25 protein-coding genes and 1 tRNA gene are annotated in these 21,977 nt (G+C 62.3%); 12 read left to right on the top strand and 14 right to left on the bottom strand.

The window, feature by feature from the left end; translation table 11 throughout:
• The first annotated feature begins 4 nt into the window (after positions 1 to 4).
• A complete protein-coding gene (locus R1W01_RS10930; protein ID WP_297756625.1) occupies positions 5 to 1,876 on the top strand; it encodes a monovalent cation:proton antiporter-2 (CPA2) family protein in 1,872 nt (623 codons plus the stop codon).
• A gap of 55 nt (positions 1,877 to 1,931) precedes the next feature.
• On the opposite strand, the gene cobT is transcribed toward R1W01_RS10930, so the two are convergent.
• Positions 1,932 to 2,942, bottom strand: coding sequence for a nicotinate-nucleotide--dimethylbenzimidazole phosphoribosyltransferase (gene cobT, locus R1W01_RS10925; RefSeq protein WP_297756626.1), 1,011 nt, complete (start codon positions 2,940 to 2,942; stop codon positions 1,932 to 1,934).
• 82 nt (positions 2,943 to 3,024) lie between these two features.
• On the opposite strand from cobT, the gene R1W01_RS10920 reads away from it, so the two are divergent.
• The gene (locus R1W01_RS10920) at positions 3,025 to 3,774 is read left to right on the top strand and encodes an adenosylcobinamide-GDP ribazoletransferase (protein WP_297756627.1); all 750 of its coding nucleotides are present in this window, start codon (positions 3,025 to 3,027) and stop codon (positions 3,772 to 3,774) included.
• A 60-nt stretch (positions 3,775 to 3,834) separates the two neighbouring features.
• Here the strand turns inward: R1W01_RS10920 and R1W01_RS10915 are convergent, their stop codons facing one another.
• The 5 genes from R1W01_RS10915 to R1W01_RS10895 all read right to left on the bottom strand — a co-directional run bounded on the left by R1W01_RS10915 (position 3,835) and on the right by R1W01_RS10895 (position 8,844).
• Positions 3,835 to 4,350, bottom strand: a complete 516-nt coding sequence (locus R1W01_RS10915) for a CarD family transcriptional regulator (RefSeq protein WP_243612175.1) — start codon at positions 4,348 to 4,350, stop codon at positions 3,835 to 3,837.
• A gap of 310 nt (positions 4,351 to 4,660) precedes the next feature.
• Positions 4,661 to 4,999 carry a ferredoxin FdxA gene (gene fdxA, locus R1W01_RS10910; RefSeq protein ID WP_243612176.1) on the bottom strand — a complete coding sequence of 113 codons (339 nt, stop codon included), beginning with the start codon at positions 4,997 to 4,999 and terminating at the stop codon, positions 4,661 to 4,663.
• Between the two features lie 52 nt (positions 5,000 to 5,051).
• Entirely contained in the window at positions 5,052 to 5,426 is a 375-nt protein-coding gene (locus R1W01_RS10905; protein WP_243612177.1) for an RNA-binding S4 domain-containing protein, read from the bottom strand.
• Positions 5,427 to 5,470: 44 nt separating this feature from the next.
• The gene (locus R1W01_RS10900; RefSeq protein WP_297756628.1) at positions 5,471 to 8,263 is read right to left on the bottom strand and encodes a helicase-related protein; all 2,793 of its coding nucleotides are present in this window, start codon (positions 8,261 to 8,263) and stop codon (positions 5,471 to 5,473) included.
• A 20-nt stretch (positions 8,264 to 8,283) separates the two neighbouring features.
• A complete protein-coding gene (locus R1W01_RS10895; RefSeq protein ID WP_317275229.1) occupies positions 8,284 to 8,844 on the bottom strand; it encodes a tetratricopeptide repeat protein in 561 nt (186 codons plus the stop codon).
• Positions 8,845 to 8,917: 73 nt separating this feature from the next.
• Here R1W01_RS10895 and R1W01_RS10890 point away from each other — a divergent pair, with 73 nt between their 5' ends.
• Entirely contained in the window at positions 8,918 to 9,208 is a 291-nt protein-coding gene (locus R1W01_RS10890; RefSeq protein ID WP_243612180.1) for an SCP2 sterol-binding domain-containing protein, read from the top strand.
• Between the two features lie 8 nt (positions 9,209 to 9,216).
• Complete coding sequence (locus tag R1W01_RS10885) at positions 9,217 to 10,182, top strand: alpha/beta fold hydrolase (RefSeq protein ID WP_297756629.1); 966 nt, start codon at positions 9,217 to 9,219, stop codon at positions 10,180 to 10,182.
• A gap of 6 nt (positions 10,183 to 10,188) precedes the next feature.
• Here R1W01_RS10885 and R1W01_RS10880 read toward each other — a convergent pair whose 3' ends face one another.
• Complete coding sequence (locus R1W01_RS10880) at positions 10,189 to 11,031, bottom strand: oxaloacetate decarboxylase (protein ID WP_297756630.1); 843 nt, start codon at positions 11,029 to 11,031, stop codon at positions 10,189 to 10,191.
• 108 nt (positions 11,032 to 11,139) lie between these two features.
• Entirely contained in the window at positions 11,140 to 11,580 is a 441-nt protein-coding gene (locus R1W01_RS10875; protein ID WP_297756631.1) for a hypothetical protein, read from the bottom strand.
• A 72-nt stretch (positions 11,581 to 11,652) separates the two neighbouring features.
• On the opposite strand from R1W01_RS10875, the gene R1W01_RS10870 reads away from it, so the two are divergent.
• A complete protein-coding gene (locus tag R1W01_RS10870; protein ID WP_297756632.1) occupies positions 11,653 to 12,078 on the top strand; it encodes a MarR family winged helix-turn-helix transcriptional regulator in 426 nt (141 codons plus the stop codon).
• Between the two features lie 3 nt (positions 12,079 to 12,081).
• On the opposite strand, the gene R1W01_RS10865 is transcribed toward R1W01_RS10870, so the two are convergent.
• On the bottom strand, positions 12,082 to 12,912 hold the full coding sequence (locus R1W01_RS10865; RefSeq protein WP_297756633.1) for a fumarylacetoacetate hydrolase family protein: 831 nt from the start codon (positions 12,910 to 12,912) through the stop codon (positions 12,082 to 12,084).
• Positions 12,913 to 13,041: 129 nt separating this feature from the next.
• Between R1W01_RS10865 and R1W01_RS10860 the strand changes: the two genes are divergently transcribed.
• Complete coding sequence (locus R1W01_RS10860) at positions 13,042 to 14,862, top strand: M3 family oligoendopeptidase (RefSeq protein WP_297756634.1); 1,821 nt, start codon at positions 13,042 to 13,044, stop codon at positions 14,860 to 14,862.
• A 91-nt stretch (positions 14,863 to 14,953) separates the two neighbouring features.
• Positions 14,954 to 15,430 (top strand): GNAT family N-acetyltransferase, encoded by a 477-nt coding sequence (locus tag R1W01_RS10855; protein ID WP_297756635.1) that lies wholly within the window; start codon positions 14,954 to 14,956, stop codon positions 15,428 to 15,430.
• Here R1W01_RS10855 and R1W01_RS10850 read toward each other — a convergent pair.
• Together R1W01_RS10850 and R1W01_RS10845 are read right to left on the bottom strand one after the other, a co-directional pair.
• Positions 15,427 to 15,897, bottom strand: a complete 471-nt coding sequence (locus R1W01_RS10850; RefSeq protein ID WP_297756636.1) for a VOC family protein — start codon at positions 15,895 to 15,897, stop codon at positions 15,427 to 15,429. The genes R1W01_RS10855 and R1W01_RS10850 overlap by 4 nt on opposite strands.
• Positions 15,898 to 16,141: 244 nt before the next feature.
• Entirely contained in the window at positions 16,142 to 16,411 is a 270-nt protein-coding gene (locus R1W01_RS10845; protein WP_297756637.1) for a DksA/TraR family C4-type zinc finger protein, read from the bottom strand.
• 100 nt (positions 16,412 to 16,511) lie between these two features.
• On the opposite strand from R1W01_RS10845, the gene R1W01_RS10840 reads away from it, so the two are divergent.
• Together R1W01_RS10840 and R1W01_RS10835 are read left to right on the top strand one after the other, a co-directional pair.
• On the top strand, positions 16,512 to 17,684 hold the full coding sequence (locus R1W01_RS10840) for a dipeptidase (protein WP_297756638.1): 1,173 nt from the start codon (positions 16,512 to 16,514) through the stop codon (positions 17,682 to 17,684).
• Between the two features lie 10 nt (positions 17,685 to 17,694).
• Positions 17,695 to 18,033 carry a hypothetical protein gene (locus R1W01_RS10835; protein ID WP_297756639.1) on the top strand — a complete coding sequence of 113 codons (339 nt, stop codon included), beginning with the start codon at positions 17,695 to 17,697 and terminating at the stop codon, positions 18,031 to 18,033.
• A gap of 378 nt (positions 18,034 to 18,411) precedes the next feature.
• On the opposite strand, the gene rpoH is transcribed toward R1W01_RS10835, so the two are convergent.
• Positions 18,412 to 19,308, bottom strand: a complete 897-nt coding sequence (gene rpoH, locus R1W01_RS10830; RefSeq protein WP_243612192.1) for an RNA polymerase sigma factor RpoH — start codon at positions 19,306 to 19,308, stop codon at positions 18,412 to 18,414.
• Between the two features lie 274 nt (positions 19,309 to 19,582).
• Here rpoH and R1W01_RS10825 point away from each other — a divergent pair, with 274 nt between their 5' ends.
• Positions 19,583 to 20,230 (top strand): DUF4386 domain-containing protein, encoded by a 648-nt coding sequence (locus tag R1W01_RS10825; RefSeq protein WP_297756640.1) that lies wholly within the window; start codon positions 19,583 to 19,585, stop codon positions 20,228 to 20,230.
• Here the strand turns inward: R1W01_RS10825 and R1W01_RS10820 are convergent.
• Positions 20,227 to 21,252, bottom strand: coding sequence for an RluA family pseudouridine synthase (locus R1W01_RS10820; RefSeq protein WP_297756641.1), 1,026 nt, complete (start codon positions 21,250 to 21,252; stop codon positions 20,227 to 20,229). The two genes, R1W01_RS10825 and R1W01_RS10820, sit on opposite strands and share 4 nt — an antisense overlap.
• On the opposite strand from R1W01_RS10820, the gene R1W01_RS10815 reads away from it, so the two are divergent.
• Entirely contained in the window at positions 21,251 to 21,550 is a 300-nt protein-coding gene (locus R1W01_RS10815) for a DUF6476 family protein (RefSeq protein ID WP_243612195.1), read from the top strand. The genes R1W01_RS10820 and R1W01_RS10815 overlap by 2 nt on opposite strands.
• A gap of 10 nt (positions 21,551 to 21,560) precedes the next feature.
• Here the strand turns inward: R1W01_RS10815 and R1W01_RS10810 are convergent.
• Positions 21,561 to 21,637, bottom strand: a tRNA-His gene (locus R1W01_RS10810).
• A gap of 150 nt (positions 21,638 to 21,787) precedes the next feature.
• On the opposite strand from R1W01_RS10810, the gene R1W01_RS10805 reads away from it, so the two are divergent.
• Positions 21,788 to 21,976, top strand: a complete 189-nt coding sequence (locus tag R1W01_RS10805) for a DUF6324 family protein (protein WP_243612196.1) — start codon at positions 21,788 to 21,790, stop codon at positions 21,974 to 21,976.
• Position 21,977: the final 1 nt, after the last annotated feature.

The following is a 21,977-nucleotide window of genomic DNA, read 5'->3' as shown; positions in this document are numbered from 1 at the left end:
CCCCATGGACGGATTCCTACTCCAGACAACGATCTTCCTCGGCACCGCTGTGATCGCCGTGCCGATCTCGGCCCGGCTCGGCATGGGATCGGTGCTCGGCTATCTCTTGGCCGGGGTGTTGATCGGCCCGATCCTCGGCCTTGTGGAACACTCCGAAGACTTGCTGCACTTCGCCGAGTTCGGCGTGGTGATGATGCTCTTCCTGATCGGTCTCGAGCTTGACCCCCGCGCCCTTTGGGCCATGCGCCACAAATTGATCGGTCTGGGCGGGTTGCAAGTCTTGTTGACCGGCACCGCCATCACCGCCGGGGCGATCTGGATGGACCAGCCCGTCAAGACCTCGATCGCGCTCGGGATGATCTTCGCCCTGTCCTCAACCGCTATCGTGATTCAGACCCTCTCGGAGAAGAACCTGATGAAGACGGGCGGTGGACGCTCGGCCTTTGCCGTCCTTCTGACGCAGGACATCGCGGTCATTCCCATGCTTGCCATCCTACCGCTTCTCGCAGCGGGGCCGATCCTGCAGATCGCAACTGATGGCTCGATTCATAGCGTCGGCGATGACGAGGCGCACGCCGCCGAAATCTCCCTTGTAGAGGGCCTGCCCGGCTGGGGCGTGACGCTCGTCACCGTCGGCGCGGTCGTGGCCGTGATCCTCGCGGGGCGCTACCTCGTGCGCCCGATCTTCCGCTTCATCCACTCCGCCAACCTGCGCGAGATGTATACCGCCTTCGCGCTGCTGATCGTGATCGGTATCGCGCTGCTGATGACGATGGTCGGCCTCTCCCCCGCCCTCGGAACCTTCCTCGCCGGAGTGATCCTCGCGACAAGCGAATTCCGCCACGAACTCGAGAGCGACATTCAACCCTTCAAGGGCCTGCTGCTCGGCCTCTTCTTTATCACCGTCGGCTCCCAGATCGACTTTGCCGGCTTCTTCGCAGACCCCGCCCCGATACTGTCCCTGACTCTCGCGCTGATCTTTGCCAAGGCCGTGATCCTCTTCGGCCTTGGGCGCGTCTTTGGCCTCAGGGGCCGCGATCAGGTGCTCTTTACCCTGAGCCTCGCACAGGCCGGGGAATTCGGCTTTGTTCTGATCTCTTTCGCCCTGCAACAACACGTGTTGGAACCGGCACTGGCCGAAGAGTTGATGCTTGTCGTCGCCCTCTCGATGCTCATCACGCCGCTTCTTTTCATCGCCTATGACCTTCTGACCCGTCGCATGAGCGATAGCGCCGAGATCCATCCCGATGACGAGGTCGACGAACAAGGTCCGGTCATCATTGCCGGGATCGGACGCTTCGGGCAGATCGTCAATCGCCTCGTGCGCTCCGCAGGCTTCCGTACCGTAGTGCTCGACCATGACATGCGCACCATCGAACTGATGCGCCGCTTCGGCGTCAAAGGTTTCTTCGGCGACCCGACCCGCCCGGAACTCCTGCACGCCGCCGGGCTTGCTGAGGCGCGCGTTCTCGTCGTCGCGCTCGACGACCCCAAAGCCGCAACCAAGCTCGTCGCCTTCGCGCGGCGCGACCGGCCCGACCTGCATATCGTCGCCCGCGCCCATGACCGTCATCACACCTTCGAGCTGTTCAACGCCGGGGCCAACGATATCGTGCGCGAGATGTTCGACTCCTCACTTCGCGCAGGCCGCTACGTCCTCGAGAATGTGGGGTTGAGCGAATACGAGGCCGCGCAGGCCGAACAGGCCTTCTATAAACACGACCGTTACACGATCCGCGAATTGGCCCAGCACTGGGATCCGAAAATCCCCACGGTCGAGAACCGCGCCTATATCGCGCGCGCCAAGGAGTTGGAGAAAGAGCTGGAGATGTCGCTCCTCGCGCTCCTCGAAACCGAGCGCAAAGAGCAGGACTGAAGGCACACGCGATTTCGAAATCGCGTTGGCAAGGGCTTATGAAAGCCCTTGCGCGCTACCCGTCCGCGACGCCCGCCTCGGCAAAGGTCGCCATGCCGGAATGACAGGCAATGGCCGATTTCAGGATATTGATCGCCAAGGCTCCGCCCGACGCCTCCCCAAGGCGCAGGCCAAGCGACAGCATCGGCGCCTTGCCAAGCTTCTCCAGAAGCCGCACATGCCCGGTCTCCGCGCTCACATGGCCCGCCAGCGCATGATCAAGCGCGCCGCCCTCTGCCGCCTCAAGTGCCGCCGCCGCCGCGCAACAGATGAACCCGTCCAGGATAACCGGGATCGACAGGCTCCGCGCGCGGGCAATCGCCCCCGCCATCGCGGCCAACTCCCGGCCGCCAAGACAGCGCAGAACCTCGAGCCCCTCACGCGCAGGATTGACGGCAAGCCCTTCGGCGACAACCCGTGCCTTGGTCGCAAGGCCCGCATCGTCGACGCCCGTGCCGCGCCCAACCCAATCCTCGGCCGCACCACCAAAAAGCGCCGCCGCGATGGCCGCCGCCGCTGTGGTGTTGCCGATCCCCATTTCCCCAACGACAAGAAGGTCGGTGTTCTCCGCCACCGCATCCCAACCCGTGGCCAGCGCCGCGATGACCTCTGCCTCGCTCATCGCCGGGCTTTGGGTGAAATCCGCCGTGGGTCGGTCCAATTCGAGCGCATGCACCGAGAGCTTCGCCCCCGCCGCGCGCGAAAGCTGATTGATCGCTGCGCCGCCGTGCTGAAAGTTAAGCACCATCTGCTCGGTCACTTCCGCCGGAAAGGCCGATACGCCCTGCGCCGTGACCCCGTGATTGCCTGCGAAAACGATCACCTGCGGCGCCGCGATCTCCGGCCGCGCCGTCCCGCGCCATCCTGCGTACCAGATCGCCATCTCCTCAAGCCGCCCAAGCGCCCCCGGCGGTTTGGTCAACTGGCCATTGCGCTCTGCTGCCGCGTCCAACACGCCTTGATCCGCCTTCGGTGCCTCGGCGAGCAGTTTGCGGAAATCATCAAGCGTTGAAAAAGGCGCGGGCATGGCGTGGCTCCTGTTGAAATTCGTTGTTGTGCGTTGTTTACCTGATGTCGATGGGCCTGCAAGGCCGGAAAGAGACCGACACATGACGCAGGACGACACCCGCCTCGCAATGCCCTCCGATATCACCACTGCGCTGGCGCTCCTGACGCGCTTGCCGGTGCACGCCGCATTCGAACGTGGCGCGCGTGCCGCTTGGGCCTATCCGCTTGCCGGCCTGGCGGTGGCGCTCGTCGCGGCGCTGCCGACGGGCGTTCTACTCTGTTTCGGTGTTGCGCCCCTGCTTGCCGGGGTGGTGTTTGTCGCGCTTCAAGTGATCCTCACCGGAGCCATGCACGAGGACGGCCTCGCCGATAGCGCCGATGGGCTTTGGGGGGGATGGGAACGCGTCCGCCGCCTTGAGATCATGAAGGATAGCCATATCGGCAGCTACGGCGTCCTCGCCCTCGTCCTCGCGCTCGGCGCACGCATCCTCGCCGTCGGCCTACTCCTCGGTCACGGCGGCTGGCTCTGGCCGCTCCTCGCCGTCGCCATGCTCTCCCGCGCCACCATGCCCGCGCTTATGGCCGCCCTGCCGCACGCACGCGACACCGGCCTTAGCCACGCACAAGGCCGCGCCCCGCAAGAGACCGCCCTCCTCGCCGCGGGTCTCGCCGCGCTGGCCGCTCTCTTGTTCTGTGGCTTTTCCGGGATCGGTCTTGCGCTTCTCGCCGGGCTCACTGCGCTGACCTGTGCCGCCATCGCCAAGGCCAAGATCGCCGGTCAGACCGGCGACATCCTTGGCGCGACGCAGCAGATGACGGAAATCGCCCTTCTGATCGCTCTGACCGCCTGAGCACGAAAAAACCGCGCCCCATTGGAGCGCGGTTCTTCATTTCTGCAACTAGCCTGTGGCTTAAGCTGCCGCTGCGCGCGATGTCAGAACGTCATCAACCTTCTTCGACGCAGCCACCTCGTCACCGCCACCCACGGCCGCGACTTCACGGGTCAGACGCTCAAGCGCGGCTTCATAGAGCTGACGCTCGGAATAGCTCTGCTCGCGCTGATCGTCGGTGCGGTGCAGGTCGCGCACCACCTCGGCAATCGCGATAAGATCGCCCGAGTTGATCTTTTGTTCGTATTCCTGGGCGCGGCGCGACCACATGGCCCGCTTCACCTTGGCCTTGCCCTTAAGGGTCGTCATGGCCTGATCGACAACATCGGGCGAGCTGAGGCTGCGCATCCCGATCTCGGTCGCCTTGTGCGTCGGCACGCGGAGCGTCATCTTGTCCTTCTCGAACGAAATCACGAACAGCTCAAGCTGCATGCCGGCGACTTCCTGCTCCTCGATCGACACGATCTGACCCACGCCATGCGCGGGATAAACGACGTATTCGTTGGGGCGGAATTCGGTCTTACTGGTCTTGCTCATCTGGGTCCTTCCTGACGCAGGCCCTTGCACCCGCGAAAAAAACGGAGGCCCGGGAAAGACCTTCCCGGCCATCAGCTTCTCTTTGGGACAAAAAACCATCCTCGGCAGACCCGGGATGGCTCGTGGGCAGTATGTCTATGTGACAGAGTTATAACATAAAAACCGCATATCTCCAAGCTGGGCAGCTTGAAACGGGCGGTCTCGGGGCCGTTTTCGGCCCTTTCACACGGTTTTTATCGCCTTTTCACACACCAAACGACGCCGAAACCTTTCGGCGCTGCCCCGCATGTCGGGCGATTCGAATCGGGTCTCAGCCGCCTTCGCCAGGCGCTTCCGAGAAGTATTTCTCAAGCTTACCCTCTTCTCCGTCGCGCTCATCCGCCTCCGGGAGAGGATCTTTCTTGGTGATGATCACCGGCCAGATCTCGGAATATTTCCGGTTGAATTCGACCCATTTTTCCATGTCCGGCTCGGTGTCCGGGCGGATCGCATCGGCCGGGCATTCCGGCTCACACACCCCGCAATCGATGCATTCATCGGGATGAATGACCAGCGTGTTCTCACCCTCATAGAAACAGTCCACGGGGCACACTTCGACGCAATCGGTATATTTGCAGGCGATGCAGTTGTCGGTGACGACATAGGTCATAGTCGAGTCTCATCTACATTTTTCCGGCACCTAGCTAATCCAGTGCGCCGGATCATTCAAGTTCACCACGACGTTTGAGGTCGAGTTTACGCCGATCACGCTTCGTCGGACGGCCTTGTCCTTCATATCTAGGCGCGCGCGGAACGTTGTCTTTGACTTCGCTCAAATCCTCGTAGAGCGCCTGCGCCTCGGGGGCCGGTCCACGGCGCTCGCCGATCGCAACGATTCGCACCACCCGGATCGCCCGCCCCTGCGCAAAGGTCAGAACATCGCCGGGACCAACCGAATGGCTCGCCTTGGCGGCCTTCGCCGCGTTGACCCGCACATGACCGCCCGTGACCACCTTGGCCGCAAGCGTGCGGGTCTTGAAGAACCGCGCATGCCAAAGCCACTTGTCGAGCCGTTGCTTGGAAGAAGGATCACTCACATCACGAAACCACGCGGGGCCGGAAAACCCGGCCCCGTCATCTCTTATCCCTTGTCCTTGAGCCCCATCAGCGCCGCAGCGAAGGGGTTGTCCGGATCAATGGCTTTTTCCTTTTTCGGTGGGCGGGCCTGATATTGTTTGGCGCCCTGATCACGACGCGGTGCGCCCTTACCCTTGGGTTTGCCGCCCTTGCCGCGCGGTTTGTCGCCCTGCGGCGCGCCACGGTCTGCGCCACGGCGCGGCCCCCGGTTGCCCTGCCGGTTTCCAGCCCAGGTAAAGGTAAAGAATACCTCCATCTCCGGCCCTTCTGTGGCCTCAGGCGTCTCCTCTGCCGCTGCCGGTGCTTCGGGCGCGGCGTCCGCGGCAACCGCGTCCTCTGCTGCCGCGTCTTCGACGGGCGCATCGGTGGCTGTCTCGGCGCTCTCGGTCGCAGCCTCTGCCGGTGCTTCCGGTGCAGCCTTGACCTTTTCGCGCTCGCCCTTCTCGGCCTTGTAGCCAAGCCCCTGCATCAGATCTGCAAACTGCTCGAGCGTCATGCCAGTGATCGAGAGCATATCGGCCTTAGCCTCAAAGCCCCCACGGCTATCCTCCGCGCGCAGCATATCGGCAAGGCGCTCCAGCATATCAATGCGGATCGCGCGTTCCCCGGCGGCACGATAGCCAGCCATGCTGTGATAGCCCTGCGGCACACCTTTGCCCGACGGCACAGTCACAAGGCCGGGCGGCGGCGCTTCGGGGAATTCATCAAGCCCTTGGGCCAGCGACCACAGGACCAAACGCAGGCGCGTCGGTGCAGGCTTCAGAAGAAGCGGCATGAAGATCGTGAACTGGCCGAACCGAACACCATGTTTGCGCAGCGATCCGCGCGCGTCCTGATCAAGCTCCTTGACCTCTCCCGCAACCTCACCGCGCGGAATAACGCCAAGCGTCTCGACAAGACGGAACGCAAAGCCCCGCGCCAGACCGGTAAGCTCTTCATCCTTGGACAGGTTCAAAAGCGGCTCAAACAGCGCGGCGATCTTGCGGTCGATGAAATGCTGCAAGCGGCGTTCGACCTTCTGGGCGACATCTGCCCCCGCTTCGTCGTCAACGAAGACCTTGATGCCCGGCTTGAGCGGATCATCTCCGGGTACGAGCTTACCAACGGCTTGCTCGCCCCACATCAGGCCCCCCTGTTCGGTGAAATCGATTTCCGTATCGGGCGCGTTATAGAACCGGTCCGCGCGCAGATGGAACTGCGGCGCCAGCGCCTGCAGGCTCGCCTGCTTGAGCGTCTTGGCTTCCTGACCGGAGGCCTCTTTGTCCGCCACGAAACGGAACCCTTCGAGCCGACCGACGAATTCGCCTTCGACGGTCACCTCACCCTTGTCATTCACTTCGGCCAACAGGGCCTCCTTCTGTTTGAGCCGGCGCAAGAGCACGGATGTGCGCCGGTCCACAAATCTCTGAGTCAAACGCTCGTGCAACGCATCCGACAGGCGGTCTTCTACAGCGCGGGTCTCCCCGCGCCAATGGTTTTCGTCATCGACCCAGCCTTTTCGCTGCGCAACATATGTCCATGTGCGAATATACGCCAGTCGTTTAGACAGCGTGTCAATGTCGCCTTCTGTCCGGTCAAGCCGCTTGACCTGCCGCGCCATCCAGTCATCAGGCACCTGCCCGCGCTCATGCAGATAGCCATAAAGCCCCTCAATAAGCGACGCATGTTCCGCATGGCTGATGCCACGGAAATCCGGCACCCGACATACATCCCATAAAAGGCGCACCGACGCCCCATCACTCGCCCGCGCCATGACCTCGGCAGAGGCGCGCATGGTGTTGAGCGCCATCTGGTCGTCCGCTTCGCGCGCCTTCACAAGGCGCTCATCCTTCGGCGCCACATCGAGCGAGGCCAAGAGCGCATCGACCGAGCCGAATTCGAGCCGCGCATTGCGCCAATTGAGCTTTTTCTGCGGTGTGAACCGATGCTCCATGATCGCCTCGGCCACTGCATCGTCCAAGGGCGGCGCTTCGCCGGTAACACCAAACGTCCCGTGGCTCATCCCCCGCCCCGCGCGGCCCGCGATCTGCGCCAACTCGTTGGGCGCCAGCGGCCGCATCCGGCGGCCATCGAATTTCACCGTCGAGGAAAAGGCCACATGGTCGATATCAAGGTTGAGCCCCATGCCGATCGCATCCGTCGCCACGAGGTAATCCACATCACCATTCTGGTAGAGCTCCACCTGAGCGTTGCGCGTGCGCGGAGAAAGCGCCCCCATAACAACCGCCGCACCGCCCTTCTGACGGCGTAGCAACTCGGCAATGGCATAGACGTTATCAACCGAAAATCCGACAATGGCCGAGCGTGGCTGCATCCGGCTGATCTTGCGGCTGCCAGAATAGCTGAGCGTCGACATGCGCTCGCGCCGCATGAATTCGGCCTCCGGCACCAATTCGGCAATCGCGCCCCGCATCGTGTCCGAGCCAAGGAAAAGCGTCTCATGAGTGCCCCGTGCCCTGAGAAGGCGGTCGGTAAACACATGCCCGCGCTCCGGATCGGCGCAAAGCTGGATCTCATCCACGGCAAGGAAATCCGTGCCCATCCCCTCGGGCATCGCCTCCACCGTGCAGACCCAATACTGCGTCCGCGGCGGCACGATCCGTTCCTCACCGGTGACAAGCGCCACGACAGACGGCCCGCGAATGGCCACGATCCGGTCGTAGACCTCGCGCGCCAAGAGACGCAGCGGCAGGCCGATGACCCCCGTGCGATACCCGAGCATCCGCTCGATGGCATAGTGCGTCTTTCCGGTATTGGTCGGCCCGAGCACCGCCATGATCCGCCGCTCTAGGGACATCGGCTCATTCCGTTATTGCGTTAGAGAGTCTGGCCCTTGACCAGCGGCTCGAGTCTGTCGAGCGCCTCTGTAACCTTGGGATGTGTCGGATGTATAGCCCTGACGAGACGATAGGCCTCCCAGGCGTCTTCATGCCGCTCCAGCATCTCAAAGATCGACCCCAACCCGATCAATGCGCCGAAATGGTCGGGGTTGAGGGCCAACGCCTGTTCAAGATCGCTCAGCGCGGGACCATAAAGCCCGGCCTCGAAATAGGCCGCCGCCCGCGTCACATAGCCTTCGGCAAATCCCGGCGCATGGTCGACAAGCGCGCTCAGGTGATCAATCGCCGCCTCGACCTCCTTGCGCTCAAGCGCGGCACGCCCGCGTTTGAGCAGGAAATCCGCACTGGCCGAGCCTGATTTGCTCCATTCAAGCTCGATCTCGCGCACAATCTTGTCCGCTTCGGTAGGATCCGCGTCACGCAACCGTTGCATAAGCGTTTCAAGCTCGGCGGCACGCACCGGGCCAGATTGCAAAAAGACCATTGCGCCAAAAGTTGCCGCAACGATAGGTTTGAGAAAGCGACGTAGGATACCCATAACAGTATGTATATTAGAGCGCGGCGGCCAAAATGCCAGAGGCCCCGCCCCAGGAAAAAGGACTAGAGGACCAATGAGCGATATCGTGACTGCCGCAGTGGCGGCCCTGAACGAAAAACTTGGCGATGGCGGCTTTGACGGCACGGCCAAATTCGTGATCGACGGCGAAGGCGCCGTGATGATCGATTCCGACGGCGCCCGCGCCGCCGATGACGAGGCCGACGTGACCCTCACCGCCGACGCCGAAACCTTCCAGTCGATCCTCGAAGGTGACACCAACCCCACCGCCGCCTTCATGTCGGGCAAGCTCACCGTCGATGGCGATATGGGCAAGGCAATGCAGCTCGGCACGGTCCTGAGCTGATGCGAGACATGCACCCCGCCCCCTTTCACGCCGATGTGGCCGACGGTCCCGAGACTGGCGCCGCGGTTTGGCTGAAGACCTCGGACGGGGTGCGTATTCGCGTCGCCCATTGGCAAAAACCCGATGCCAAGGGCACGGTCCTGATGTTTCCGGGCCGCACCGAATATATCGAGAAATACGGCCGCTCCGCCGCGGACTTTGCTGCGCAGGGCTATGCCATGGCCGCCATCGACTGGCGCGGTCAGGGTCTGGCCGATCGCCTGATCGACGACCGCGACGCGGGCTATGTCGATCAGTTCCCCGATTACCAACACGATGTTGCGGCGATGCTCTCGGCGCTTGAGGCGCTTGAGATGCCGAAACCGTGGTTCCTGATCGGCCACTCCATGGGCGGCTGCATCGGGCTGCGCGCGGTCATGTCCGGCCTGCCGGTCAACGCCGCCGCCTTCAGCGCCCCGATGTGGGGCATCCAGATGTCCTCGGTCATGCGTCCTGCCGCCTGGGCGCTAAGCTGGACAGGCCGCCGCGTCGGCGCAGGCACCCGCCTCGCCCCCGGCACCAAGGCCGAGACCTATGTCCTCGCCGAACCCTTCGAGGGCAATAGCCTCACGCACGATCCCGACATGTACACCTACATGCAGGAACAGATGCGCCAAGTCCCCGACATGGCCCTCGGCGGGCCAAGCCTGCACTGGCTGAACGAAGCGCTGATGGAAATGCGCACCCTTGCCGCCCGTCCCGCACCTGACATGCCCTGCCTGACCTTCCTCGGCACCGACGAGAAAATCGTCGACCCGCAAGCCATCAAGGACCGCATGGCGGGCTGGCCGAATGGGAAATTGGTGGTGATCGACGGCGCCGAACACGAGGTGCTCATGGAACTGCCCGCCATCCGCGACAAGGTCCATGCCGACTGCGCCGCCTTCTTCGACGCGCACCTCGCGCGCCACAAGGCGGCACGGCAAACCGCCTGATCCGGCCTAGCGCCGATCCCCGGCCCGCCCCTGATCCATCGCCGCACTGATAACCGCGCCGGGCAATGCATCTTCGGCATAGTCGAACGTGCCCAGTGTCCTGACCTCCTCCGCCGCGCGCATCAATCCGCCCAGCGCCGCGCGCGCAAACGATCCGCCAACACTGACCCGCTTGACGCCCGCCTCGGCCAGTTCAGCCACCGAATAGCGCGGCCCCGTCAGGCCCATCACGACATTCACCGGCTTGTCCACCGCCGCACAGACCGTCCGGATCGCTGCGATATCCGGCAGCCCCGGCGCATAGAGCACATCCGCACCCGCCTCGGAAAACGCCTGCAATCGCGCAATCGTGTCATCAAGGTCGGGCCGCTCCCAAAGAAAGTTCTCTGCGCGCGCCGTCAGGAGAAACGGCAAACCCCGTGCCGCCTCCGCAGCGGCGGCAACGCGTTCCACAGCCAGCCCCATGTCATAGATCGGGTCGCTCGGATCGCCTGTCGCATCTTCGATCGACCCGCCCACAAGGCCAAACCGGGCGGCGGCGTGAATCGTTTCGGCGCAATCCTGTGGCGCTTCCCCGAACCCATCCTCAAGGTCCGCCGACACCGGCAATCCCGTCGCCGCCACGATCTCACCGGCATTGGCAAGGATCTCGGCCCGGCTGAGTGCTGCAAAGGAATCGCGCTTGCCCTTGGAAAACGCATAGCCCGCGCTCGTTGTCGCCAGCGCCTCGAACCCCAGCCCGCTCAACAAACGCGCCGATCCCGCGTCCCAAGCATTTGGAATGACAAACGCGCCCTCCCGCGCATGCAGCGCCCTCAAGCGTTCGTATTTCGCCTCTTGTTCGCCCATCTGGCGCCCTCCCTCTCCTGTCACGCATCACCCTACAGACAAAAGAACGAAAGCGGAACAAATTTTCACCCGCCGGATATCTTCAGAAAGAAGTCAGCCTGAAATCTCTCAAAGATTTCGCCGCCGCGCCGCGAGCCGAAGCCCATCGCGCATATTCGCCCCGAGCAGCGCGATATTGACTGCCCCCGCAACAAACTCGAGCGCCTGCACCACATAGAACACCGTATCGAAGGCTCCCGCCTGCGCCTTGGCCGCAAGGAAGAACGCAGATGGCACGAGAATCAAAAGGCCGTTCGCCGCGATGAACGGCATCCGCCTGCGTTTCTTCTCGACAACCGGCCCGCGCAGCTTTTGACCAAGCCGAAATCCCGTCCCGCCCACCAGCGCCATCGCTGGCACGAGAACAAGGAATCCCCATAAAATCATCTGCTTGACCTGTGCAATACGCGCCGCATCGCCCATGAGTTCGACCGAGACCGTCGAAAGCCAGAAAACCGAAATCATCCCAAGCGCCACCGCGCCCGCCCCTGCGTGTATCCGTGTCATCATGTCGTCTCTCCAAATTAACATAGCTTGCTATATATAATTGCATAGCAGGCTATTCAAGTGCTAGAAACCCCCATGACATTCTCCAAGGATCACTCGGCGGGCTATCTCGTCAATCATCTCGCCCGCGTCTTCGCCCGTGGCCTCGCCGCGCGGATCAAGCCGCTTGGCCTGACCATCGGCACCTTCCCGGCGCTTCTGGAACTCTGGGAAGAAGACGGGCTCACGCAGAAGCAACTGGTCGAACGGCTCGACATCGAACAGGCGACCATGGCCAACACGCTCGCTCGGATGGAGCGCGACGGGCTCATCACCCGGCTGAAGGACGCGACAGACGGGCGCGTGCAACGGGTCTGGCTGACCGACCACGCCCGCGCCCTCGAGGCCCCCGCGACCGAGGCGGCGCTGGCGGAGAACACCGCCGCGCTCGCCCCCCTGTCGTCCGAGGAACAATCCCTGTTCCTCGCCCTCATGCGGCGGATCATCACCGCCGCGCGCTAAAGCTTACGTATCCGCGACAACTGGCGTCCGCTGCGCCCCAAGCCCCTCGATGCCAAGCGCCATCACGTCGCCATCCCGAAGGTAGACCGGCGGTGTCATCCCCATGCCGACCCCCGGAGGCGTTCCCGTCGCGATCACGTCGCCGGGCTGAAGCGTCATCATCTGGCTCAGGTAGGAAATCACCTCCGCCACGCCAAAGACCATCGCCTTGGTGCTGCCCGTCTGCCGCCGCTCCCCGTTCACGTCGAGCCATAGCCCAAGATTCTGCGGATCGCCCGCCTCGTCCGGCGTGACAAGCCACGGCCCCAATGGCCCGAACGTGTCTGGGCTCTTGCCCTTGGTCCATTGCCCACCGCGCTCGGTCTGAAAGGCGCGCTCGGACACATCATTGGCCACGCAATAGCCCGCCACGTGATCAAGCGCTTCGGCTTCACTGACATATTTCGCGGGCTTGCCGATCACCACCGCAAGCTCCACCTCCCAGTCGCTCTTCTCCGACCCGCGCGGCAGGCGTACCGTATCGTTCGGCCCGCAGATCGCGCTCGTCGCCTTCATGAACAAGATCGGCTCCTTCGGCAGGTCCATCCCCGCTTCCGCCGCATGGTCGGAATAGTTGAGCCCGATACACATGAACTTGCCCACACCACCCACGGGCGCCCCGATGCGCGGATCGCCTTCAACAAGCGGCAGGCTCTCGGGGTCCACCTGCGGCAGATCGGCCAGCACATCCCCCGCCAGATCCTCAACCACACCGGACAAGTCCCGAAGCCGGCCCTCCCCATCCAATACACCGGGCTTTTCTGCCCCCATCTCACCATAGCGCAGGAATTTCATCGCTCTCTCCCTAGTCGTTTGCCCAAGACCTAGCCCAAGCCCGCGAGGAATTGAAGCGCGCCCCTTGCACCTGCCCGCCCCCTCTGCCTATCTCTTCTCCCAACAGACCCAACAAACCAGAGGCGATCCATGCTCAACCTTCCCTTTCCCGTGCGCGACGCAAACGCCACTTCCGGCTCCGATGGCCTTGGCAACCTGCCCGAATGGGATCTGAGCGACCTCTATACCTCCCCCGACGCGCCGGAACTTGAGGCCGACATGGCCTTTCTTGAGAAGGAATGCGCCGCCTTTGCCGCCGATTACGAAGGCAAGCTGGCAAGCCTCGACGCCGATGCCCTCCTGACCTGCGTGCTGCGCAACGAGAAGATCAATCAGGTCGCGGGACGCATCATGTCCTACGCGGGTCTGCGCTACTACCAACTGACAACCGACGCCGAACGCGCACAGTTCATGTCGAACTGTCAGGAAAAGCTGACGAATTTCACCACGCCGCTGGTCTTTTTCACACTCGAGCTGAACCGGATCGAAGATGACGCGCTCGCCGCCGCCTTTGCCGCCAATGCCGAGCTTGCCCGCTACAAGCCTGTCTTCGACCGCATCCGCGCCATGAAACCTTATCAGCTCTCGGATGAGCTCGAGAAATTCCTCCACGATCTCGGCGTGGTCGGCGATGCGTGGGAGCGCCTCTTCGATGAAACCATCGCGGGCCTCACCTTCGAGATGGAAGGCGAAGAGGTCGGCATCGAGACGACCCTCAACTACCTCACCGAACAGGACCGCGCCAAGCGAGAGATGGCCGCGCGCGAGTTGGCCCGCGTGTTCGCCGAAAACATCAAGATCTTCTCCCGCGTCCACAACACCGCCGCCAAAGAAAAAGAGGTCGTCGACCGCTGGCGCAAGATGCCGACGGCTCAGACCGGCCGCCACCTCTCCAACGACGTAGAGCCCGAAGTGGTCGAGGCGCTGCGCGACGCCGTGGTCGCGGCCTACCCGAAACTCTCGCACCGCTATTACGAGTTGAAACGCAAATGGCTCGGCCTCGACCGCATGCAGGTTTGGGACCGCAACGCGCCGCTGCCGATGGAAGAAACCAAGACCGTGGGCTGGGACGAGGCACGCAAGCTGGTCATGGACGCCTACAACGCCTTTGATCCCCGCATGGGCGAGATTGCCGAGCCGTTCTTTACCAAGGGCTGGATCGACGCAGGCGTCAAACCCGGCAAGGCCCCCGGCGCCTTTGCCCACCCGACCGTCACCAATGTGCACCCCTATGTGATGCTGAACTACCTCGGCAAACCGCGCGACGTGATGACGCTGGCCCACGAACTCGGCCATGGCGTGCATCAGGTGCTCGCCGCCGATCAGGGCGAAATGCTCTCCTCCACGCCGCTGACCTTGGCCGAAACCGCCTCGGTCTTTGGCGAGATGCTGACCTTCCGCAAAATGCTCGACAACGCCGAGACCAAGGAACAGCGCAAAGTGCTTCTCGCCGGCAAGGTCGAGGACATGATCAACACCGTGGTGCGTCAGATCGCCTTCTACGATTTCGAATGCAAGCTCCACGCCGCCCGCCGCGAAAGCGAACTGACGCCCGAGGATATCAACGCCCTCTGGATGTCGGTGCAGGCGGAATCCCTCGGCCCGGCGTTTGATTTCATGGAGGGGTATGAGACCTACTGGGCCTACATCCCCCATTTCGTCCACTCGCCCTTCTACGTCTATGCCTACGCCTTTGGCGACGGCCTCGTGAACGCGCTCTACGCAGTCTATGCCGAGGGCGGCGAAGGGTTTGAGGACAAGTATTTCGACATGCTCAAGGCGGGTGGCTCCAAACACCACAAAGAGCTCCTCGCGCCCTTCGGCCTCGACGCCTCCGACCCCAAATTCTGGGACAAAGGCCTTAGCATGATCTCCGACATGATCGACGAGTTGGAGGCGATGGAGGGGTGAATCCCGCCTGCGGCCGCACTCGGTAGGGTGGGTTTTCAACCCACCAAACCAACCTGTGCATCAAACGCGCCCCTCTGACCGGAATAGGCACATGATCACCCTCGCCCCCCTTCCCCCGGACCGCACTGATCTCATCGCAGATATCCATCTGCCACCCGACCAACAGGTCTTTGCAAGCCCCCCGCCCGAAGTCATGGCCATGGGCGGGCCGGATCGTGATGGGCATATGATCCTTGAAGACGGCAAGGTCGTTGGCTTCTTCGCCATCGACCGCGCCTATGCGGACGCGCATGATTTTGCCGAAACCGGCACCATCGGGTTGCGCATGTTCTCGGTCGACACCCGCGCACAGGGGCGCGGCATCGCAACCTTCGCCTGCCGCGCACTCGCGAGCTACCTGCCAGAGCACTACCCGGCGGCAGCGGCCTGCTACCTGACCGTGAACCACCGCAACCCGCGCGCCAAGACGGTCTACCTCAAGAGCGGCTTTGAAGACACGGGCGCCGATTACCTCGGTGGTGCGGCGGGGCCGCAATACATCATGCGGCTCACCCTGCCCCGCCCCTAGGCCGTGCCGCCCTCTGTGGGCGCGTGCCAAGTCGGGTCTTGTGCGACAAGCTCGACAGTGTTGCCATCGGGGTCAAAGGTAAACACCCCGCGCCAGCCGACCCAGTCGAAATACTCGACGTTATACTCCTGCCCGAGCGACTCATACCACGCCATGACCGCCTCTTGCTCCTCCCAAGGCACGGTGAGGGCAATGTGATGCAAGGACGATCCCGGCCCGGTCGCGGGCGGCTCGGCGCTGCCACGGGTCCGCCCCGCCGCCGCGATGTCATGGGGAAACAGCGCGAGGATCGTTGTATGCCCCGCAAACCCCTCGGCGATCTTTAGAAACGCGATCGGGCTTGTCTCCGGGTCATTCATCGGCTCAAGCCCGATCACATCCCGGTAAAAAGCGATCATCGCCGGTTGGTCCACACAGCGGATGGCAATCTCGCCAAGGGCGCGCACCTTGAAATCTCTCTCGGCCATCGGGGCCTCCTGTCGTCCTGTTTCGCGAGCGAGACTATCGCCGAGCCTCTCACCGGAGAAAAGCCCCCACGACCCGCACCCGGAATTTCCAACATGTCCGCACCGATCTCGATGAAAGGAATCTTACCCCCGCACGATGCATTCACGATGTGATTTCCGAGGTCGATACAGACGCAATACCGACATAATACCGACGTGAAACCGACCGCCTCTGAAGGCATTAACCTCTCGAGTCGCAGCGCCGTTACTTGAGCTGACTATCCTTGGAACCGCGCCGATTGATCCCGCCCCGTGCCTTGAACGCACCGTCGCGTTCCTCTTGGCACTCAATACAAAGCTTCACACCCGGTATGGCCTCGCGCCGCTTCTGGGGAATTTCTTCCTCACATTCGGCGCAATGGGTAAGGCTCTCTCCCACAAGGGTTTTTCTTGCCTTCATCCGCTGAAGCTCGTCGCTGATCGTCGCTTCGATCTGCTCGCTCACCGCGCCGTCGCGCGCCCATCCTCCGGCCATGGCTGTCTCCTTTCGCCCCAATCCTACCGCCGCAATCCCGTCACGTCACCCTTTGCGCGAATCTCCACGCCGCCTACCCTCCCCGAAAACGGAGGATCCCATGCGCACGTTCGGAAAATGGCTCGGCAGGCTTTTGCTGCTATGCCTCATCGCCATCATCGCTTTTGTCACTTTTGCCCCGGCATATGTCGAAGAACAACGCAACGCTGTGGCCGCGCACGATCCCTATCCGGTGACGCCTGCGGCACAGGCACTGCACGAGACCCTGATTATCGGGGATTGGCACGCCGACAGCCTTCTGTGGAAGCGCGATCTGCTAGAGCGCGGCTCACGGGGACAGGTGGATATCCCGCGGCTGATCGAGGGAAATGTCGCGGTGCAAGTCTTTACCGCCGTGACGAAATCCCCCGCTGGCCAGAACTACGAGCACAACGAAACCGACGCCATGGACAACATCACCCTTCTCGCCGTCGGGCAGCTTTGGCCAATGCGCACATGGACCTCACTTTATGAACGCGCCCTTTACCAAGCCGAAAAATTGCATGATTTCCAAGAAAGCTCCGACGGCAAACTGCGTATCATCAAGTCCGAGACAGATCTCGACGCCCTTCTCGCCGCGCGCGCTCAGGGCAAGGACGTGGTGGGCGGCATCCTCGGGATCGAAGGCGCGCATCCGCTCGAAGGCAAGTTTGAGAACCTGCAAGGGCTTCAGGACGCGGGCTATCGTCTGATTGCGCTGCAACACTTCTTCGACAACGCCATCGGCGGTTCACTGCATGGCGACGGCAATCATGGCCTGACCGAGTTTGGCCGTGAACTGGTGCAAGCCGTGGTCGATAGAGGCCTCATCCTCGACATCGCCCATTCGAGCCCACAGGTCGCCGAGGATGTGCTGGCCATGACCGACATTCCCATTGTCGTGAGCCATACAGGCATCCACAACAACTGTCCGGTCAAGCGCAACTACGAGGACGACCTGATGCAACGCATCGCCGCTTCCGGGGGTGTAATCGGCATTGGCTACTGGGCCGACGTGACCTGCGACGATAGCCCCGCCGGAGTCGCCAAGACCATCAAGGCCGCCATTGACCTCGTGGGCGAGGATCATGTCTCGCTCGGCTCGGATTTCGACGGCTCGGTCGCGACCGCCTTCGACACATCCGAATTGGCCGCGCTGACCCAGGCGCTGATGGATATCGGCGTAAGTGAAGCACAAATCCGCAAGGTCATGGGCGACAACATGATCCGCGTCTTGCGCGCGCGCCTGAATTGACGGGTGCGCCATGATCATCGCCCTGGTTCAAATCCCGCTGCCCGGGGGCAAACGCCCCCGAGATCTGGTCACAGCTCAGTCGCTCGAGTCGACAAAGATCTTTCACAAGGTCAAGGGATTGCGCCGCAAATACTATCTCAACAACGAGGCCGGCGGTGGCGGGATCTATGAATTCGATAGCCGCGAAGATGCCGAGGCCTGGTTCAATGAGGGCTGGGCCGACTGGATGGAAGGCCGCTTCGGCGCCCGCCCGACGCTGACCCTGTTTGACTGCCCGGTGGTGCTCGACAACGAAGAAGGCGAGGTGCGGGTGGACGGCATGCCCGTGCCGCCACCTTGGGAAGACTAGACGGCGCGCGCCGCAAACTCCCGACAAAATCACTCAACTATTTGAAATCAAACAATTTTCCTTGCGCGCGACTGCGACTCGCTGTAGGACAGTCCCAAGAATTGCAGCAAGCCAGACTCATCAGGCCGCTACAGCAAGCCATCTCGCCAGCCTCCGGGCACGCCAGACAGCACGCAACAGCCACCCAATGTCTCCAGCCAGCCAAACCATCGCTCAGATGGGCAATTCTCTCGTGCCAGCCGCTCGTGCCAGCCCGGTTTTCCAAACCACATCTATTCCGCAGCCCGCCAGCCTTCGCCAGCACGCCCCGCATCACGCGAAAAAGGCGGCGCCCTTTGGGGGGCACCGCCTTTCCTGTTTTCAAAGGGGGGGCGTCGATCAGGCCGAGGTCAAAAGCCCCTGTTCTGCCGCAAGCGACCGCATCCGCTTCTGAAGCTTCTCAAAGGCACGCACCTCGATCTGGCGAATGCGCTCCCGGCTCACGTCATACTGGCCGCTCAGCTCTTCGAGGGTCACCGGCTTGTCCGCCAGGCGTCGCTGCGCAAGGATGTCCTTCTCGCGATCGTTGAGCACATCCATCGCCTCTGCAAGAAGCGCCCGACGCGCCTCAAGCTCGTCGCGGGCTTCGTAATCGGCAGCTTGGTCGGCGTCTTCATCTTCAAGCCAGTCCTGCCACTCCATCGTGCCTTCGCCCTCGGTGCCGATCTGGGCATTAAGCGACGCATCCCCACCGCTCATGCGGCGGTTCATCGAGATCACTTCTTCCTCGGTGACACCAAGATCATGCGCGATACGCTTGACGTTCTCGGGGCGCATATCACCTTCTTCAAGCGCGCCGATCCGCGCCTTCGCCTTGCGCAGGTTAAAGAAGAGCTTCTTCTGAGCCGAGGTCGTGCCAAGCTTCACAAGGCTCCAGGACCGCAGAATGTATTCCTGAATGCTCGCCCGGATCCACCACATCGCATAGGTCGCAAGGCGGAACCCTTTTTCCGGGTCAAACCGCTTTACCGCCTGCATCAGGCCCACATTGGCCTCCGAGATCACCTCGGCCTGCGGCAAACCATATCCGCGATACCCCATGGCGATCTTCGCTGCGAGGCGCAGGTGGCTGGTCACCATTTTATGTGCGGCTTCCGTATCTTCCTGCTCGACCCAAGCCTTGGCCAGCATGTATTCTTCTTCCGGCTCCAAGAGCGGGAATTTGCGGATTTCCTGCATGTAGCGGTTCAGACCGCCTTCCGGCGTCGGTGCCGGTAGATTTGCATAGTTGCTCATGTCGTGTCCCCCTCCAATGTTATAGGGCTTAACATCGAGATAGGTTGGCGCTAACAGCCTTTCAAGCGCCGGCCCATCAATTTCTGAACGCGATATGAGGGCGTTCCTGTCGCTTTGTCACAAAGATTACCACAGTCTCACGCGCTTGTGTGCTGTATTTCCATAAGCACCGCCTTATTGCACCCTCCATGTGCGCAAACACACAGAACCCCCTAAAATCAACGTCATTTCTCTCTTAAACCCCCGCGCGCTATACTTCTGACGCGCAGAACAGATGGACGATCCGATGACCAACCCCGCCTTTGCACGCCTCGCCCGACTCGCCGGGGTGCTCTATCTCGGCATCATTCTCCTCGGTCTGACCGGCGAGGTCGCCCTCCGCGGCCCCCTCATAGACTGGAGCGATGGTGCTGCTACGGCGGCCGCTCTCGGACGCGAGACCCTAAGGTTTCGTCTTTCGGTGGGGTTTGACCTGACGATGGCCGCGTTTGATATCGCTGTCGCCTTCGTCTTTCTGCGCATGTTGCAATGCGTGCATCGCCCCGCCGCGATCACCGCAACCATCTTGCGCCTCATTCAGGCGGCAATCCTTGTCGCAAATGCTCTGCTGGTTTGGCCCGCGCCCGAGGTGGCCCACCCCCTGCCCCTCATCGCACGCCACGCAGCAGGCTATGACCTCGGGCTGATCTTCTTCGCGTTTAACTGCTTCGTGATGGCTTGGCTCTTGCACGCCACGCGCCGCCCACCACGCTGGCTCCCGTTTGGCATCGCTGCCTCTGGTCTTGTCTATCTTGTCGGTAGTCTAACTCGGTTCTTCGCGCCTGACCTGAACACGCTGATGCAACCGGCCTACCTGATCCCCGTTGTCGCGGAAACAAGCCTCGCGCTCTGGCTCTTGTTCGGTCGCGGCGCGCGGGCCTAACCGCGTAGCGCGGCGATCAAAGCGGTCATATCTTCAGGCAACGCCGCCTCAAAGCGCATCATCTCGCCCGTGACCGGATGCTCGAACCCAAGCACCGCAGCATGCAACGCTTGACGAGCGAACCCTTTGGCCGCCGCGATCCCATCCGGCGAAAGCGCCTTTTCCGAGAGCTTGCGCCGCCCGCCATAGACCGGATCCCCGATCAACCCATGTCCCGCATGGGCCATATGAACCCGGATCTGATGCGTCCGCCCCGTCTCAAGCCAGCACTCCACCAATGCCGCAACCCCTGGCGCGCCAAAGGCTTCGACAATCCGCGCCCGCGTCACCGCATGCCGCCCGCCATGAAACAGCACAGCCTGTTTCTGACGGTCGGTCTTGTGCCGCGCAAGCTGCGTGGTGATCCGCATGATGTTGCCGCTTTCAAAGCTGACCCCCTTCACACCGCGCAGACGTGGGTCATTGGCATCCGGCACGCCGTAAACGACCGCGTTGTAATAGCGCTCAACCGTGTGCTTCTCGAACTGCGCCGCAAGCCCCTGATGCGCGCGATCCGATTTCGCGACCACGAGAAGACCAGAGGTCTCCTTGTCGATGCGGTGCACAATCCCCGGCCGCTGCACCCCGCCGACGCCCGAAAGACTATCGCCGCAGTGATGCAAGAGCGCATTGACCAACGTGCCGTTCGGCGTGCCCGGCGCAGGGTGCACGACCATGCCCGCGGGCTTATTGATCACGATAAGGTCCGCATCCTCATAGATGACCTCAAGCGGGATATCCTCTGGCCCGATATGGCTCTCATCGGCAACCGGCACAGTGATCTCCACAAGATCGCCCTCTGCGACCTTGGCCTTTGCATCTTCCGTCACCACCCCGTTGAGCAGCACCGCCCCCTCGCCCAACAGACGCGCCAGCCGTGTGCGCGAGAGCGCCGCTTCTTCTGGAACATCGCGCGAAAGCGCCTTATCAAGGCGCTTGGGCGGGTCCGCATGGATCCGGAACGAGACGAGGGATGAGGCCATGAACGAGACTCCCGAGCCGATTGAACCGGCAAACTTGCGATTCCTGCGCCTACTCGTGACAGGGCTGACAGGGATCATGATTGTCGGTCTTCTAGTGGTTGTCGCCCTGATTGTCATCCGCCTCAATGAGACCGGACCGACAATGCCCTCCGAGATCACGCTGCCCGAAGGCGTGACCGCCACGGCACTGACCATTGGCGAAGGCTGGTGGGCCGTCGTAACCGACGACAACCGCATCCTGATCTACGACCAACTTACCGGCACCTTGCGCCAGAGCATCGCGATCAACAAACCCTGAGAAAGAAGAGTGGTACCACCTCCCCGGCTCGAACGGGGGACCTCCTGATCCACAATCAGGCGCTCTAACCAACTGAGCTAAGGCGGCACTGGGGCGGATTTATCGTCAGCGCCCGGCGATTGCAAGTCTGGAATCGCGATTTTTTGGCCCGCTCCTCGAGGCAGCCCTCCCCCGGTGCCATCTTGCCAAGCGACGCGCTTCACGATAGGCGAAAAGCCAGCCACGAGGAGAACCGTCATGGGCATTAATACCGAACGCGACATCGAAGCCAACCTTCAGATCGGCCCAACCGACCAAGGCTTTGTGCGGATCTTCATCGAAGCCGACGGACTCGAAATTCCGATGGATTTCTCGCCCGACGAGGCCGAGGAGATCGCCGAGGAAATCCGCGCCGCCGCAGCGACGGCGCGCAAAATCTCGGGCTGAA

Source organism: Shimia sp. FJ5 (assembly GCF_032918335.1).
Taxonomy (GTDB): Bacteria; Pseudomonadota; Alphaproteobacteria; order Rhodobacterales; family Rhodobacteraceae; genus Shimia; species Shimia aestuarii_A.
This window is presented reverse-complemented; position numbering and strand designations above follow the sequence as displayed.